We start from the raw sequence: 14,592 nt of genomic DNA, 5'->3' as shown, positions 1-14,592 counted from the left end.
AGGAAGAGTAAAAAAAAGGGGCGCCTTCCAAGCGGAGTCGCCCCGATGACTATGATGACGGTTTTAAATCGCCTGGGTGAATGTCCGTGAAATCACATCCTGCTGCTGCTCGCGGGTCAGTGCGTTAAATCGCACCGCATAACCGGAGACGCGAATCGTCAGGTTCGGGTAATTGTCCGGGTGTTCAATGGCGTCCATCAACATGTCGCGGTTCATCACGTTGACGTTCAGATGCTGCCCGCCTTCAATGCGCTCCTCATGATGGAAATAGCCGTCGAGCAGCCCGACGAGGTTGGTTTTGCGACTGCCCTCTTCCTTACCGAGCGCTGCGGGGACTATCGAGAAGGTGTAGGAAATGCCGTCTTTGGCATAGGTGAACGGCAGTTTTGCCACTGACGTCAGCGAGGCCACCGCGCCTTTGCGATCGCGGCCGTGCATGGGGTTCGCGCCCGGCGCAAACGGCGTCCCACCCCGACGTCCGTCCGGCGTGTTGCCGGTTTTCTGCCCGTACACCACGTTAGAGGTGATGGTCAGCACCGACTGAGTCGGCACCGCATTGCGGTAGGTTGGCAGCGCGCTAATCTTCTTCATAAAGCGCTCTACCAAATCGCAGGCAATGTCGTCCACGCGGTCGTCGTTGTTGCCGTACTGCGGGTAGTCGCCTTCGATAACGAAGTCCACCGCCAGGCCGTTGTGGTCACGAACCGGGCTCACTTTCGCGTACTTAATCGCCGACAGCGAATCCGCCGCCACTGACAAGCCGGCGATCCCGCAGGCCATGGTGCGATAAACATCGCGGTCGTGCAGCGCCATCAGCGAGGCCTCATAGCTATATTTATCATGCATATAGTGAATGAGATTCAGCGCGCTGATGTACTGTGTCGCCAGCCAGTCCATAAAGTGGTCGAGGCTGCTCATGACGGTGTCGTAATCCAGCACGTCGTCCATCAGCGGGGCCGTTTTCGGCCCGACCTGGATTTTGAGCTTCTCGTCCACGCCACCGTTAATCGCATACAACAGCGTTTTTGCCAGGTTGGCACGCGCGCCAAAGAACTGCATCTGCTTACCGATCACCATCGGGCTGACACAGCAGGCAATCGCATAGTCATCGCTGTCGAAATCGCTGCGCATCAGATCGTCGTTTTCATACTGCAATGAAGAGGTGACGATAGACATCTGCGCGGCGTATTTCTTGAAGGCAATCGGCAGCGCTTCCGACCACAGAATGGTCAGGTTCGGCTCCGGCGCGGGCCCCATGGTGTGCAGGGTATGCAAGTAGCGGAAAGCAGTTTTAGTCACCAGCGTGCGGCCATCAAGACCCATGCCGCCAATCACTTCGGTGGCCCAGATAGGGTCGCCGGAGAACAGCGTGTCGAACTCCGGCGTGCGCAGGAAACGCACCATCCGGATCTTCATAATGAAGTGATCGACCAGCTCCTGGGCCTCTTTCTCATTCAGGCGACCGGCCTGCTTATCGCGTTCAATGTAAATATCGAGGAACGCGGTGGTGCGGCCGAGCGACATCGCGCCGCCGTTCTGCGATTTCACCGCTGCCAGATAAGCAAAATAGACCCACTGCACCGCCTCCTGCGCGGTCTGCGCCGGGCGGGAAATGTCATAGCCATATTTGGCGGCCATTTCCTGAATCTGTAATAGTGCGCGCCGGTGTTCAGACAGTTCTTCACGCAGGCGAATGGTGGCTTCCAGATCTTCGCCACGCTCCATCGCGCCCTGCAAACCAGCAAACTGCAGTTCACGTTCGCGCACCAGATACGTAATGCCGTACAGCGCCACGCGGCGATAGTCGCCGATGATGCGCCCGCGCCCGTAACCGTCCGGCAAACCGGTCAGCACGCCCGATTTACGGCAGCGCATCATTTCCGGGGAATAGACGTCAAACACGCCCTGGTTATGGGTTTTACGCAGCGACGTGAACTGGTATTCAAACTGCGCATCCATTTCACGGCCGTAAGCGTCGAACGAGCTTTTGATCATGTTGATGCCACCAAACGGATGCAGCGCACGCTTGAGCGGTTTGTCAGTCTGCAAGCCGACTATTTTTTCCAGCGGCTGGTCGATGTAGCCCGCGTCATGGGCGGTGATGGTGGTTGCGACGTTGGTATCAAAATCCACCGGCGCATGGGTGGCGTTTTCCTGGCGAATGCCCGCCATCACCTTTTCCCACAGCGCCGTAGTGGCCGGCGTGGCGTCAGCGAGAAAAGATTCATCGCCTTCGTAAGGGGTGTAGTTTTGCTGAATAAAATCACGAACGTTAATACTGTGCTTCCATTCCATGCCGTTAAATCCCTGCCAGGCATCGGTATAATGCATATCGTTTATGTCGATATTAACCTTCATTTCTGAGCTCTCTGTTATTCAACTTTCTATTTCAGGAAAGTGCGTATTCAGCAGAGAAATTCATTTCCCCTAACTGAATGGCATCGAGTGCAATCATCTTTTCTTCATTGGTCGGAATAACGGCGCAGGCGACCGCCGAATTTGCGCCGGAAATAATCCGTTCCTCGCTTCCACGCAGGGCGTTTTTATCTTCGTCCAGCGTCAGGGAAAACACCTGCAAATGCGCCATCACCAGTTGGCGAATTAACGTGGAGTTTTCGCCGATCCCGCCGGTAAAAATAATGCCGTCGAGGCGGTGTAATGAAGCAGCGTGTCCGGCAATATGGCGCGCGATGCGATGCACAAAAGTCTGAATGGCGAGCCGGGCGTGAGTGTGCCCGTCGTGCCACGCCTTTTCGAGCGTGCGCATATCCGACGAAAGCCCGGAAATGCCCAGCAACCCGGACTCCTTATTCACGACCCGCTCCAGATCACTGAAGCTTTGCCCGGTCTGTTCGGCAATCCACGCCATCGCACCGAAATCGACGTCGCCGCAGCGGGTGCCCATCATTAGCCCTTCCAGCGGCGTCATGCCCATTGAGGTATCCACGCTGCGCCCGTTACGAACCGCGCAAATCGACGCGCCGTTCCCCAGGTGCGCAATCACCAGCCCGGAATCCTCTTCATTCAGGCCCAGCAGGGTATGCGCCTGCTGGCTGACATAGCGATGCGAGGTGCCGTGAAAGCCGTAGCGACGCACGCCCAGCGCTTCAAAATAGTGCCACGGCAGACCGTACAGATACGCGTGCGGCTCCAGCGTCTGGTGGAAACTGGTGTCAAACACCGCCACCTGTTGCACACCGGGGAACAAACGCTGCGCCGCCTCCACGCCGCTGAGGTTGGCGTAGTTGTGCAACGGTGCCAGCGGCGAGACTTCACGGATTTGGGCAATAACCTCGTCGGTAATCCGCACCGATTCGCTGAAAATACTGCCGCCGTGGGCGATACGGTGGCCAATTAAGGCCACGCTGTCGATCAGGGCGCGTTTTTCCAGTTCGCTGGCAATCGCCTGCAACGCACATTCGTAGGTTGGGTAAGCCAGCGTCGCAGGCTCACCTCCGTTCACCGTGAGGGCTGCGCCTTCATTATTGATGCCGTCCGCGAGGCCGGTCAGCAATACGTCCTGGCTTAGTGCATCCAGTACCGAAAACTTAATCGATGAGGATCCACAGTTAATGACCAGCACTACCGGAAATTCAATCATTTACGACTCCATCATCCTTGATCAGAACAGCTTATAAACGATGTTCAGAATGGTCAGGAAACCAATGGCGGTGACAAAAATGTTGTCCGCCTTCCCTTTGAATTTCGCCAGCGCCGGGACTTTACGAATCGCGAACATCGGCAGCAGGCACAGCAGCGAGGCGATAATCGGCGCGCCCATCGCTTCAATCAAATCGAGGATATTCGGGTTGGCGTATGCCACCACCCAGGTCGAGCCCATGATGAAAATCATGCTCAGGGTGTTCAGTTTGCGGCTGGTGATTTTGGTCTTGTCGCCTTTGTAACCGAACTTAAGGATCAGCCCGTTCAGCCCTTCCAGGGTACCGAGGTAGTGGCCGAAGAAGGATTTGAAGATAGCGACCAGTGCGATAATCGATGCGCCGTATTCCAGCACGGTGGCGAACGTGGTTTTCTGTCCGGTCATCGACGCGAAGTGGTTCGCGAGGTAGGAGAGCACCGGAATGTTCTGCGCTTTGGCTTCCACCATGTTTGCCGGCGAGAGCGTGAACAGGCAGCTAAAGGCGAAGAACATCACCACCGCGACCATCAGCATACTGGCGCGACCGATGATTTTGGAACACTTCTTCTCGGTGTAATCACGGCCAAACTCCCCTTCGTACTCTTCGCGCTTGGAGACCACAAAAGAGGACACAATCGGCGAGAAGTTGAAGGAGAACACCATGATAGAAATACCCAGCCACACGGTCACCAGAATGCCGTCGTGTCCGGTCAAGGCGATATCGCTGAGGTTAACCTGGTCAATCACCGCGGAGTTCCAGTAAGGGATCAGCGACAGCGAAATCAGCACCAGACAGGCAATAAACGGAAACACCAGGAAACTCATCACCTTGACCATCAGGTCTTTGCCGAACCAGATAATGAACGCCATCACCAACAGCAGGAACAGCGCCACCAGGCCACGGTTGAGCGGCACCAGTTGAAGCTGGTTTTCCCAGAAGGTCATGAAGGTGTTGGTTATCGTGACCCCGTAAATCCACAGCAGCGGGCAAATCGCAAAGAAGTAAAGGAAGGTAATGACGACGCCGCCGGTTTTGCCGAAGTGTTCTTCGACGGTTTCGGTGATGTTGCCGGACGGATTGCTCCCCGAAAGACACAACCGCGCCAGCGCCCGGTGACAGTAAAAGGCAATCGGATACGCCAGCACCAGCATCAGTAAAATTGGGATCAGGCCACCGTAACCGGCACGGATTGGGAAAAACAGCACCCCTGCCCCGATAGCGGTGCCAAACAGACCCAGCGTCCAGGTGGTGTCAGATTTGCGCCAGGCCGACGCTTTGTCGGTACTGGCAATGAGGGTTTCTGCATTGCTCATAGTCGTTTCCTTTTCAAAAGAAATTAAGCGTCAACTAAACCAGTAATTTGCGACACGCGGGACAGGTCGATATTGCCGCCAGAAATGATGCTGACGGTTTTGCGCCCACGAATATGTTCATCAAGTTTGCCGCTGAGTAGCGCCGCCGAGGCCAGCGCGCCCGCGCCTTCGGTAATGACTTTATTGCGCTGGATGAGCGCCACCATGCTGCGGCGAATGTCGTCTTCGCTGACCAGCACAATGTCGTCCACCAGTTCGCGCACGATTTCAAAGGTCAGAATGCCTGGGCGGGAGACGTCGCAACCGTCCGCCAGCGTGGCGCAAGTGCGGTGGTTGGTGATCTCCCCGGCGCGGAACGAGGCCGCCATACCGTGTACGTTTTCGGACTGCACGCCGATGATGCGGATGGTCGGGTTAATGGATTTAATTGCCGTGGCGATCCCCGCAATCAGGCCGCCGCCGCCGATCGGTACAATCACGTTATCGACGTCGTACAGATCCTGGAGGATCTCAAGCCCGATGGTGCCCTGCCCGGCGATAACCATTTTGTCGTCATACGGCGGGATGAAAATGCGCCCTTCCATTTCGACGATTTCGCTGGCGCGGGCGATGGTGTCGTTAAAGCTGTCACCGTGCAGCACCACTTCGGCGGAATAATCCGTGGTGGCTGCGACCTTCGATTTCGGCGCACTGCGCGGCATCACCACTTTGCCGTCGATGCCAAGCATCGCACAGGAGAGCGATACGCCCTGCGCGTGGTTCCCGGCGGAGCATGCCACGATGCCTTTGCGTTTTTCCGCGTCGGTCAAAGAACTTAATTTGTTAAATGCGCCACGGATTTTAAATGAGCCGGTGCGCTGCATATTTTCGAACTTGAGGTATATTTCGCCTTTGCAGCATTCGCTCAAATAATTAGAACGTGGCATCCCTGTTTTATATATTTTACCGATCAGACGTTTTTGCGCCATTTGAATATCATCAAGGGTGACGGGCAGATCGTATGTAATATGCATTTTATCCTCTTCTCAGGAATAAAAATAAAGGGGGGGCAGAGCCTGTCTTCCAGCGCTCCAGAGTTAGTAATAATAAAAATTTAAATCAGGCTAATTCGGCGAATTCTTTTCGCTTGCGACAATTATGCAGTGAATATTGTTTTGCCAGTTCGACTAATACTGAGGCGGATTTTTTAATTCGATAATTCTTTGACCAGATGGCAGCATAGCGCGCCACCGGCAGCACGTCTTCGACGGGCAGCGTAATAAACTGGTTTGAACCAAACGGGGCGGTCATGTCACACGGTATGACGGTCAGGAAATTGGCATTCAGAACCAGGTTGTAGATGGTGACGACGGAGTCGGTTTTAACGATGTTCTCGGTGCTGATGTGGTGTTTTTCGAAGGTGGTGAGCAGCTCTTTATAGAATCCCATATCGGTTTGCGGCAGGACCCACTGTTCGTTTTGCAACGCATCCAGCGTGGTCATGCCGGTGCATGTTCGGGATTTACTGGCCACCAGCACGAACTCGGATTCAAACAGCGGCTCGACGTGCAGATCCTGAAGCTGCATTTCATCGCTAAGGGTGCCGATGGCAAAATCCAGTCGCCCATCACGCAGCGCCGGGAGGAACGATGCCAGCTGTGCTTCGTACATCGACACCTGCGCCTTCGGGAATACCTCTTTGAATTTCTTCATCATGCTGGAAAGAAAGGTAAAGCCAATCAGCGACGGGAACCCGAAGGAAACGTCCACCACATGGCTACAGCTCAGGCTGTTAATCTCGCTCACCATGTTTTTCATTTCACGGGTGATGGACTCGGAATAGGAGAGTAAAACCTGGCCGGCACTGGTGAGCGTCACGCCGGTATTTTTCCGGACCATCAGCTCAATGCCAAAATAGGATTCGATGTCATTGATCGTTTTACTGACCGCAGGCTGGGTTAAACCAAGCTGTTTCGCCGCTGAGCCGATAGAGCCACTTCTGATGACTTCCTGAAAAACCACCAGCTGCTGCGTTTTCGGTAAAATGATATTTTCCATCTTATTCACCCTTAATTTCCATTTCGCGGTGAATTCTAGGCAATATAACCCCTTGGGGTATGTGCGATTACTCACAGTTTGCCAGAAACCGTTTTTACACAACCCGACAAAATACAAAAAATCGTTATAATTCATATCGTTGATTATTTTTAATCTGCATTTAGAGTGATTTCCATCAATGAATAAGAAGGGTATAAATTTATTTTATGGCGATAAAACATGACGTTCATGGTTATATTCCCCGCTTGCTTAAGGTTAACTTTCAATCAATTAGCGAGCAGGAAACAATCATTCATTAATCAATTATTTTTGTATTTATCAACATAAGCTATAATGTCACACGTAAATAAAGGTTAAATTCAGATCAGGTTCGCACTATTATGTTAATCACAGCGCCGCAGCAATGTTTTGTTATCATTACCTAAGCTTGCTCTTAACATGCGATTAGAAATTAGAACATATTTACAACACTGCCTTTTCCCGTAAATTCAGGCTAATATTTTACATAACCTGACATTCCTAAGCATAAGAATGAACTCAATTATGCCATGGCAGTCTTTTGTGCTCCATGTCGCATATTGAACATCTTGCAGCTTTCGGCGTGAGCGCAGGTTACCGGATTATTTTTAAACAACACTCGGATTGTCGTATTAATGACCAGACAGCTAAGATCGGGCTTATCCTTCCTAATTTCTCCGCTTTCGCGCGGGTGGAGTCAGTATGTTTGATTCAAAAATGGCGGACCTACGACAGGGGCGATGGAAAAAACGTCTTCCGCTGCTGGTCTTAAAAGGCGCACGCAGCGGTAATCCTTATGATTACTACGAGGTGCATCTGGTTGATGTCGACCGTAATCGCTATCAACTGGTGGGTTACAAGCATCGCACCGTGACACTTGCCCGCTGGGATTATGACGTGGGGCGCTATCTCGACGAGCAGCGCATCAGCGTGGCGGAACTCGACGCTATGCAGGCAGAAATTATCCATCACCGCAGCTACGGGCCGGTGAGTTTCTCCGGCATTCTTGGCTTCAACTTTAGCTATCGCACCCGTTTCGCCTATATCAAAACCCTGTTTAGCCGGGGCAAGGGCAAACTGGTGTCGACGTTTTTCGCCAATAAAGAACTGAAAAGCCGTGACCGCATCGCCCTGCTTAATCTGCTGGTGAATGAATACATTCAGCAGCGCCCATCGCGGCTCCACGCTGGCGTGCTGATCGATGAAGTGATCGAAATGCTGTACGGCAAGCTCTGGTACAAGCACATTCGCAATGAAGAGTTTCGCCGCAAAGTGAGACTGCTGCTGAAATCGCTGGTTATCACAGGGGATTTGGCGCAGAAAGATGACCGCTATTACGTGCAGCCGCAGTCCGTCGCGACGATCGTCGAATTTGAAAAAGAAGAGCGCCGCGTCAAGCAGCAGGACAAAATGCAGCGCAATTTCGTGCGCCTGATGATTGTCATCACCGCCTCTACGGCGCTGATCACCCTTGCGCTGCTCGGGCTGGCGGGTGTGGTCGATTTGCATAAAGTCTGGGACACCCTCAGCGACCTTAATCCATTCAGCGTCCTGATGAAGCTGATTTAACGCCGCTTCCTCTAATTATCTCTCCTGCCTCACCCACTGATAAACAGGTACCCGGCGAAGGGTACCTGTCAGCGTATCGAACGCGTCCACTTCATCGGTGGAAATCTTCATGCCGGACTTTCTCAGGGTAGAAACATCCGCGGCGATACGCTGCATGCCAAACCAAAACAGGCCATCCAGCGCCGTAACCGGTAAACCAGCCTCCAGCGCCAGTCTCAGACGTTCGCGCGGGGCTTTCACCTGTTTCGCAATATTCTGATAGGAGGCTGTCGTGACATTTCCCGACTCAACCCGGCGTATGCGGTTGGAGAAACGGTAGCGGAACGTTTCCGGCACGTGGCTGAGATCGGCTTTGAGGCTATAAACGCAACCATAGCGGTTATCGCTGATGGTGACGGGTTTACGGCTGAGTTGCAGCTCAGCACGCAAACGGTCGATAAACTGCGGCGCGCGGATCAGTTGCAGGCGAAAAGGCAGCTCAAAACTGGTGACATAGTCCACGTTAAGCAAGGCCAGCCGCAAACGCGCCTCACTGCCCGCTTTTTCCTGTCGACACTCTTCAAGCACTTCAGCCCATTGCTGCGTCAGCCGTGGCGATTCATCCACTTGCGTAAACTGGTATTTTTCAATTTCATAATCGATGCGTGCTGCCATGGATATTTCCTTACCCGCATACCCTCAATTTTCACTCACTTTACCGCATAAAACTTCCCCTGCGCTACGGCGCACAGGTGCGCAGCGTCCCGGATGGCTCTGCGCTGGCGTTTCGTCGGAGTGTTGAAGGGGGCAAAGCGGGCAGGTGTTAAAAGTCGGGTATTAAAGCACAGGCCCGGTGAGCGAAACGCCACCGGGTAAAAAACGTCACTGATTGAAATCAGTCGCGCGTCTGAACCCAGAATGCGTGGATCAGACCCGGAATATAACCGAGCAGCGTCAGCACGATGTTAAGGATAAACGCCCAGCCAAATCCTTTACCCAGCAAAACGCCCAACGGTGGGATGAGAATGGTAAAAACGATGCGCCAGAAACCCATAAAAACTCCATGCAATTAGTCATGATAAAAAAGAGATACATCTCTAAGCGTAGCCATTGTCGCCCGTCCTGGCATTTTCACCCATCGCGTTTACCCTCTTTTACCTTTTTAACCCTGCGTGCGCTAAGGTATAACGACAGGCAATAAAAAAGGAGAACACAATGTATTCTGTTGGCGATCTGGTACAACCCAAAATGGGCGGCCCCAAAATGAAAATCATCGAAATTCACGGCGACCAAATTGTGGCTGTTGCTGCAAGCGATGAACAGGGGGAGAAATATACCCTGAAAGCGGTAGATGTTGCTCCCTACCATGAAGAAGGCGACTTTGGCGTCTGCTAAATAAAAACGGTGAGGGAAACCTCACCGCCATCGTTGTTAACGCTTCAATCTTAAATCAGAAAATCATTAAGCGATTTACCGTTAGCCACCGCCTGAGCGATCGGCTTCGGCATTCTGCCCTGACCAGTCCAGGTTTTCTGCTCACCGTTGAAATCAGTGAAACGGTATTTTGCCGGGCGAGCCGCACGTTTTTTGCTGGTGCCTGTTGGCGCCGCAAGGTCACCCACCAGGTCATCCGGGGAGATGCCTTCGGATTTCATAAGTTCAAGCCAGGTATTGATTTTTTCCTGTTTCTCGGCCAAATTTTCGCGCAGACTTTCTTCTTCGCTACGTTTTTCTTCAGTCACGATCCTGAATTTTTCCAGCATCTCTTCAAGCACGTCAATGGAGAATTCACGCGTCATGGCGCGCAGGGTACGAATATTATTAAGTTTCTGTAACAGAGTTGACATATATTATTTAAATTCCTTTCCACTGGCTAAAAATTGTTACTACGGGAACGATTGTATTATATGAGTGGATTATTTACCACCGCTGCACAGGTCTCTTTATCTCATAGTGATATTATCAATATATATATTTAACGATAACAGCCCAGGAATACTTTCATATATCCGTAAACATTTAACGGTGACGACTGAATAAATACTGTTAATTTTATCTGTAGGCATGCCTGACGGAAGGAAAACTCTTTCTTTACTGTCAGGCGATTAGCCCAGCCCACAACTGAACAAGAAACTGAATAAACACCCACTTAAGATGAATAGAAAAACCACAGCACACCCAGAATAAACCACTGCAAAAATTAACATAATAAGCAATAAACGCTGAATAAATTTTGGATGATGCCACAGGATAAAATTTTGCTCGCTCAACCAGCGCCACTGAAACAGCCTTGCCGAAAAATACAATTAACATATTGAAAAGTAACAACAAAAACAACATCAGCAACAAAAATAGCGTTATGCAATGAAAACCTCTCCACGCAGAGTATTTTATTAACAAAACGCGTATAAATAAAAATTTTGAGCTAGTTGTTACTTTCAATCCAGATAGATATTCTATTCCGGAAAGCAGAGCCAACCCAAAGCACTGTTCATAACGCTAAAAGCCCGTTTTTACCTCTTTCTTCAAGGAGCATACTGATGTTCTCTGCGCAGTCTCGCCTGCGTCATGCGGCAGCAGACACTTTCGCCATGGTGGTCTACTGTTCCGTCGTGAACATGTTAATTGAAATCTTTCTCTCCGGTATGAGCTTTGAGCAGTCACTTTCTTCGCGTCTGGTGGCTATCCCGGTCAACATTTTAATTGCATGGCCATACGGTTTTTACCGTGACTGGATGATGCGCTATACCCGCCGATTGAGCCCGTCAAAATGGATGAAAAACCTCGCCGACGTCGTAGCCTACGTGACGTTTCAGTCGCCGGTGTATGTTTTGATTTTACTGTCGGTGGGCGCAGACTGGCATCAGATTGCCGCTGCGGTAAGTTCTAACATCGTGGTGTCGATGATGATGGGCGCCGTTTACGGCTATTTCCTCGATTATTGCCGCCGTTTGTTTCGCGTCAGTCAGTACGCCTGACGCTGATATACTCGAAACAATTCACATTGCAGGCAGACGGCAACCCTGCGTGTCCCGGGAGCTTACTCAAGTAAGTGGCTGGGGTGAGCTGGTATAGCCAACGCACATGCGGCTTGAAGTATCACGAGTATAAATGCCACGACTGGCCAGACTGCCAGTCGTAGGCTTATAACCCGTCGCCAAAAAGTCCATTCAGAAAACGCTCAAGCGCAATGCGAGAGCTGAAGCCGTGCGGTATTCCATAATGCTGTTGCGCATCGCCGCCTAAATAAAGCGGAAACTGTTGATAATGGTCGCAGGTTTTAATATCAGAAGCCGGGTCCGCCAGCATATTGCTGCGCTCTTTAAGGGCCGGATGAATGATAAGCGCCGTTCTGCCCATCCTCGCTTCGCGATTCACATAGACATAATTATCGCCACGGCGGTAGCCGTAAATTTTCTGCGTCACGTCGTCCATCGTGAAACCGACTTTTTCAAGAACGCGCGCTACCTCATCAGGTCGTAAATACATAGTGTTTCCTCGTTATCCTGTACAGCCACGCCACCTTACAGTATTCAGCATTAGCATCGCTTTCAGAAAAATCCATAAACGGCTTAATAAGGCGTGATTCATCTCAGAGGAATGAAATCTGTCCTAGACTTAAAGTCACCGTTAATCAGGGGAGGATCCCATGTTCAACAGACCTAATCGCAACGATGTAGATGATGGCGTTCAGGATATTCAAAACGATGTAAGCCAACTGGCCGACTCCCTGGAAGAGGTGCTAAAGTCCTGGGGCAGCGATGCCAAAGACGAATCGGATAACGCCCAGCGCAAAGCCAAAGCATTGCTGCGTGAAACCCGCGCCAGGATGCATGGTCGCACTCGCGTCCAACAGGCAGCGTGCGATGCTGTAGGATGTGCGGACAGCTTTATTCGTGATAAACCGTGGCAAACTGTGGGTGCCGCCGCTGCGGTCGGTATCTTTATTGGCGCGTTACTGAGCATGCGTCGATAATTAGCGCTTCGTGCTGATAATAAATATGCGTCCGCCCCGGCAGGCTTCTGGTCTGCCGGGGTTTTTATTTTATCGCCTGGTAGAGCATTTTCGCCTGCTGCTGCGCCATCGCCAGACTTGAGATATTGGTGAAGCTCATCAACAACCCCGATTCACCTTGGCTGTTGAGCCGCCAGTCGCTTAATGCCTGAACCGCAAGCCGGGCCTGACGCCCGCGGCGGGCAAGTTCGTGACAGTCCCCGTCTACGCTCATCACCAACTGAATACCCCCCTGCTGCGACACAACGCGAAACCCCTGCTCCGCCAGCGCCTGCTCCAGCCACTGACGTCGCTGGGCATAGTGTTGACGCATCTTTTTCAGATGTCGCCAGAAATGCCCTTCGCGCATGAAATCCGCCATCGTTTGCTGCCACAACAGCGGCACGCCGCACGCCGCCAGCGACGCCTGCTGACGAAATGCGTCCACCTGTGGCAGCGGCACCACCAGCCAGGCGGTGCGCAGGGCGGGAAACATCGATTTGCTGAACGTTCCGGCGTAAATCACCCGCTGCGGTGCATCCAGGCTTTTAATCGGTGGTAGCGGTTTACCCTGATAGCGAAATTCGCTGTCGTAGTCATCTTCGATTACCCACGCTTCCCGGTGCGCGGCCCAGTCCAATAGCTGATGGCGGCGCGGGAGTGACAGCGCTACGCCCAGCGGGCTCTGATGCGCGGGCGTCAGCAGCGCAAAACGCGCATCCGGTGCCAGCCGCAGTCCTTCATCAATACGCATGCCTTCGCCATCCACCGGCACCGGACAATACGCGATGCCCTGACGGGCGATCAACGGGCGGATCAGCGGAAAACCAGGGTCCTCCAGCCAGATTTTATCCCCCGGATGGCCGAGCGTGTTGAGGATCAGCGCCATCGACGCCGCATAGCCCGTGGTGATAAACACCTGTTCCGGCAGACACTCGATGCTTCGGGAAAAACGCAGGTATTCGACAATCGCACTGCGCAGCGCCATTTCGCCACACACATCGCCGAGCGCCAGATCGAAGCGCGTCTGAGTGCGCAGCCGCCGCCCCATCACCCGCGCCCACTGCGCACGCGGGAACAGATCCAGGGCGGGTAGCCCCATCTGAAACGGTTGCGGCTCCGGCTGCTCGCCGCCGTACCACATCGGTTCCGGCGCGGCGGGCCCTGGCATCACGCCTGCACTGACAAACGTTCCTGCCTGCCCGCGTCGCTCCAGCCAACCCTGCGCCACAAGCTCACCGTAGGCGGCTTCCACCGTGGCGCGCGAGACGCCAAGTTCCTGGGCGTAGACCCGGCTGGCAGGCAGCCGTTTGCCCGGCTCAAGTTCGCCCTGCTCAATGGCGGCTTTAAGCTGGCGGGAAATTTGCTGGTAGCGTGGTCCACGGGAGATGTCATTCATGGTCTGGTTTTTCACTCAAAAGATGGCTCTCTTTAGCAGACCATTATAGTGCTAAAGTTCTGCCATCGTTAAGAGGAGAAACCCAATGACCACATTACGTCAGCCGTACTATGAACTGAGCCCTGAAGTCTATGCCGCCTTTGTGCAAGCAAGTAAAGCGCTTGAGCGCAGCGAACTGGATCTGTCGTTGATTGAACTGGTGTATCTGCGCGTATCGCAGATTAACGGCTGTGCTTTCTGCCTGGAAATGCACAGTAAAGCGCTACGCAAACAGGGCGTTGAGCAGGTGAAGCTGGACGCGCTCGCCGGCTGGCGCGTGAGTCAGCAGTTCTCCGACCGTGAGCGTGCGGCGCTGGCCTGGGCGGAAGATGTGACCGACATTGCCCGCACCCGTGCAGAAGATGCGGTTTATGAACCGCTGCTGGCATATTTCAGCGCGAAAGAAATCAGCGAATTGACCTTTGCCATCAGCCTGATGAATGCCTTTAACCGTCTCGCCGTCAGTATGCGCATGTAATTTCAGTCAAAAAACCTCGCCCTCGCTACGCTCGTTAGCGGGGGCAAATCAATTCAAAATAACTATATATTGTATGGTTGAAGTTTTTATTAACTACATCTAGTATTCCTTTTGAAGAGACACCC

At 52.6% G+C, this 14,592-nt stretch carries 15 protein-coding genes; 5 read left to right on the top strand and 10 right to left on the bottom strand.

Going from position 1 to position 14,592, the window contains the following annotated elements; all coding sequences use genetic code 11:
• Positions 1-63: 63 nt before the first annotated feature.
• From pflB to tdcA, 5 genes are all read right to left on the bottom strand, one after another.
• Entirely contained in the window at positions 64-2,358 is a 2,295-nt protein-coding gene (pflB, locus tag MUU51_RS02430; protein ID WP_258967014.1) for a formate C-acetyltransferase, read from the bottom strand.
• Positions 2,359-2,389: 31 nt separating this feature from the next.
• On the bottom strand, positions 2,390-3,601 hold the full coding sequence (tdcD, locus tag MUU51_RS02425) for a propionate kinase (protein WP_258967013.1): 1,212 nt from the start codon (positions 3,599-3,601) through the stop codon (positions 2,390-2,392).
• Positions 3,602-3,622: 21 nt separating this feature from the next.
• The gene (tdcC, locus tag MUU51_RS02420; RefSeq protein WP_258967012.1) at positions 3,623-4,954 is read right to left on the bottom strand and encodes a threonine/serine transporter TdcC; all 1,332 of its coding nucleotides are present in this window, start codon (positions 4,952-4,954) and stop codon (positions 3,623-3,625) included.
• Between the two features lie 23 nt (positions 4,955-4,977).
• Positions 4,978-5,967, bottom strand: coding sequence for a bifunctional threonine ammonia-lyase/L-serine ammonia-lyase TdcB (tdcB, locus tag MUU51_RS02415; RefSeq protein ID WP_258967011.1), 990 nt, complete (start codon positions 5,965-5,967; stop codon positions 4,978-4,980).
• A gap of 85 nt (positions 5,968-6,052) precedes the next feature.
• Positions 6,053-6,991 carry a transcriptional regulator TdcA gene (tdcA, locus tag MUU51_RS02410; protein WP_110511339.1) on the bottom strand — a complete coding sequence of 313 codons (939 nt, stop codon included), beginning with the start codon at positions 6,989-6,991 and terminating at the stop codon, positions 6,053-6,055.
• Positions 6,992-7,711: 720 nt separating this feature from the next.
• Here tdcA and MUU51_RS02405 point away from each other — a divergent pair.
• On the top strand, positions 7,712-8,578 hold the full coding sequence (locus MUU51_RS02405; protein ID WP_258967010.1) for a hypothetical protein: 867 nt from the start codon (positions 7,712-7,714) through the stop codon (positions 8,576-8,578).
• A 15-nt stretch (positions 8,579-8,593) separates the two neighbouring features.
• Here MUU51_RS02405 and MUU51_RS02400 read toward each other — a convergent pair whose 3' ends face one another.
• Together MUU51_RS02400 and MUU51_RS02395 are read right to left on the bottom strand one after the other, a co-directional pair.
• Entirely contained in the window at positions 8,594-9,232 is a 639-nt protein-coding gene (locus tag MUU51_RS02400; RefSeq protein WP_258967009.1) for an ECs1377 family protein, read from the bottom strand.
• A 220-nt stretch (positions 9,233-9,452) separates the two neighbouring features.
• Entirely contained in the window at positions 9,453-9,611 is a 159-nt protein-coding gene (locus MUU51_RS02395; protein ID WP_110511345.1) for a YqaE/Pmp3 family membrane protein, read from the bottom strand.
• A gap of 161 nt (positions 9,612-9,772) precedes the next feature.
• Here MUU51_RS02395 and MUU51_RS02390 point away from each other — a divergent pair, with 161 nt between their 5' ends.
• Positions 9,773-9,952 (top strand): GDFGVC terminal motif YodC-like protein, encoded by a 180-nt coding sequence (locus MUU51_RS02390; protein WP_159758122.1) that lies wholly within the window; start codon positions 9,773-9,775, stop codon positions 9,950-9,952.
• A gap of 50 nt (positions 9,953-10,002) precedes the next feature.
• On the opposite strand, the gene stpA is transcribed toward MUU51_RS02390, so the two are convergent.
• Positions 10,003-10,404 (bottom strand): DNA-binding protein StpA, encoded by a 402-nt coding sequence (gene stpA, locus MUU51_RS02385; protein ID WP_159775702.1) that lies wholly within the window; start codon positions 10,402-10,404, stop codon positions 10,003-10,005.
• A gap of 693 nt (positions 10,405-11,097) precedes the next feature.
• Between stpA and alaE the strand changes: the two genes are divergently transcribed.
• Positions 11,098-11,535, top strand: coding sequence for an L-alanine exporter AlaE (alaE, locus tag MUU51_RS02380; RefSeq protein WP_159775704.1), 438 nt, complete (start codon positions 11,098-11,100; stop codon positions 11,533-11,535).
• A gap of 166 nt (positions 11,536-11,701) precedes the next feature.
• On the opposite strand, the gene MUU51_RS02375 is transcribed toward alaE, so the two are convergent.
• Positions 11,702-12,046 carry a DUF2002 family protein gene (locus MUU51_RS02375; protein WP_110511349.1) on the bottom strand — a complete coding sequence of 115 codons (345 nt, stop codon included), beginning with the start codon at positions 12,044-12,046 and terminating at the stop codon, positions 11,702-11,704.
• Between the two features lie 160 nt (positions 12,047-12,206).
• Here MUU51_RS02375 and MUU51_RS02370 point away from each other — a divergent pair, with 160 nt between their 5' ends.
• Entirely contained in the window at positions 12,207-12,533 is a 327-nt protein-coding gene (locus MUU51_RS02370; protein ID WP_159775706.1) for an ElaB/YgaM/YqjD family protein, read from the top strand.
• A 64-nt stretch (positions 12,534-12,597) separates the two neighbouring features.
• Here MUU51_RS02370 and pdxR read toward each other — a convergent pair whose 3' ends face one another.
• The gene (pdxR, locus tag MUU51_RS02365; RefSeq protein ID WP_258967008.1) at positions 12,598-13,950 is read right to left on the bottom strand and encodes a MocR-like pyridoxine biosynthesis transcription factor PdxR; all 1,353 of its coding nucleotides are present in this window, start codon (positions 13,948-13,950) and stop codon (positions 12,598-12,600) included.
• Between the two features lie 85 nt (positions 13,951-14,035).
• Between pdxR and MUU51_RS02360 the strand changes: the two genes are divergently transcribed.
• Positions 14,036-14,467 (top strand): carboxymuconolactone decarboxylase family protein, encoded by a 432-nt coding sequence (locus MUU51_RS02360; protein ID WP_110511351.1) that lies wholly within the window; start codon positions 14,036-14,038, stop codon positions 14,465-14,467.
• Positions 14,468-14,592: the final 125 nt, after the last annotated feature.

The organism is Scandinavium manionii (genome assembly GCF_024764775.1).
Classification (GTDB): Bacteria; Pseudomonadota; Gammaproteobacteria; order Enterobacterales; family Enterobacteriaceae; genus Scandinavium; species Scandinavium manionii.
This window is presented reverse-complemented; position numbering and strand designations above follow the sequence as displayed.